At 25.7% G+C, this 1,523-nt stretch carries 2 protein-coding genes; both read left to right on the top strand.

Going from position 1 to position 1,523, the window contains the following annotated elements; all coding sequences use genetic code 11:
- Positions 1-126 precede the first annotated feature (126 nt).
- Positions 127-513 carry a hypothetical protein gene (locus ACQY1Q_RS17350; protein WP_431006590.1) on the top strand — a complete coding sequence of 129 codons (387 nt, stop codon included), beginning with the start codon at positions 127-129 and terminating at the stop codon, positions 511-513.
- Positions 514-572: 59 nt separating this feature from the next.
- A complete protein-coding gene (locus ACQY1Q_RS17345) occupies positions 573-1,250 on the top strand; it encodes a hypothetical protein (RefSeq protein ID WP_431006589.1) in 678 nt (225 codons plus the stop codon).
- Positions 1,251-1,523 lie beyond the last annotated feature (273 nt).

Below are 1,523 nucleotides of genomic sequence, written 5' to 3'. Positions count from 1 at the left end.
TCGTAAAATATTTTAACGCTTATTGGTCAGGAGAATGGGTAATTGAATAAATTTAAAAAGCTATGAAAAAAACACTGCTTATAATACATATTATTATAAAACAACAAAAAACTGTCCTCAATAATTATGAAATATTTAATCCTTTATACAGTCTTTTTTATTAATACTTCTTGCTTTTCTCAAGAAAGAAAAAAAGACACCCTTTTTATTATGTATAATGATTCTTTACTCACAAAGAAATCACATCCTATAGAACATTATAAATATTATTTAGTAAATGGAATAAGAGGTTTATCTGCCTCTGTATATTTTGTAGAGAAAGAAATTTACACAGATATTAATCCTATTAAGACGGTAGACTTTGTTGAAGTTTTAAATAATTCTAAATCTTATCATAAAAATGGAGATATAAAAGCTTATAATTTGTATTTATATTTAGAAACGCGCACTTTGTTTTTAGTTTTGGATGATAAAAAAATTGTTAGTGTTAGACCTGTCTATGAGATAGAATAAAAAAAATTCGAATATAATTTATTTGTTTTATACCTGATTGCAAGTAAAATATAATATTTATGAGAAACATTAAACTTATTTTTATTTTCCTTCTAGTTTTTACTAGCTGTAAAAATGTAACCCCAAATTACACAACTGATGATACGCATGAAATTTTACAGGCTCTTTTTGATTACACAACCAAAACTCATGTGAATTTCATTGCCTTTCCTCCTAAAATAACCCCTCCTTCTCCCAACAGCAATATCAATTCAGATTCAATCAAAAAATTGATAGAATTAGACAGAAAAATCTATAAAGATTCTAACAATATACTTAATAAGTATATAAGGCATAATGGTAGATTTATTATAGGAATAGATTCTATTCTTTCAATTTCTTATTGCAAGGATTTAAAATTAAAAAGCTGTAAAACAGAAGAGTTTAAGCAATTATATGACAATCTAGTAAGTCTTGATAAAGAAGACAGTATTGATTTAACAAAAATTAAAGACAATAAATATTCAGTTATAATTCCTTATCAACATTACTATGAAAAAACGCTTGATAAAGGTTTTGAGAAATACGATTTTATTTTCAAGTTTTCAAGAATAGCTTTTAATAAACAAAACACTAAAGCAATAGTTATTATGGGAGTAAGCTCTGGAAGATTGAATGGCTTTTCAACTTTATTTTTCTTGGAAAAAAATAAAGGGACTTGGCATATAATATGTAAACAAGGTGTAAGCTTGTCCTAGTTTTAATAATAAAAATACTCTTAATAGTTTGGTAAATAATATGCGAAAAAGTAGTATCCATTTCATAAAAACAATAAACTTTTTCACTCCTTTTAAGAGTAGTGAAATCTGCATCGAGATGTAAGAAAACTTCCATCGGGATGTAGCAAAATTTGCATCGAGATGTAGCAATTCTTCCATCGGGATATAAAATTCGTCCCTTTGAAGAATATAAAATGTGTATAATTTAAAAATTAAATATGATGAAGTACAAATTAATTCAAAGAGGAAAAC

Source organism: Tenacibaculum sp. TC6, assembly GCF_050606265.1.
Taxonomy (GTDB): Bacteria; Bacteroidota; Bacteroidia; order Flavobacteriales; family Flavobacteriaceae; genus Polaribacter.
This window is presented reverse-complemented; position numbering and strand designations above follow the sequence as displayed.

Coding starts and splice junctions, on each gene's coding strand:
- ACQY1Q_RS17345 (WP_431006589.1), top strand. CDS start 573: ATGAGAAACATTAAACTTATTTTTATTTTCCTTCTAGTTTTTACTAGC.
- ACQY1Q_RS17350 (WP_431006590.1), top strand. CDS start 127: ATGAAATATTTAATCCTTTATACAGTCTTTTTTATTAATACTTCTTGC.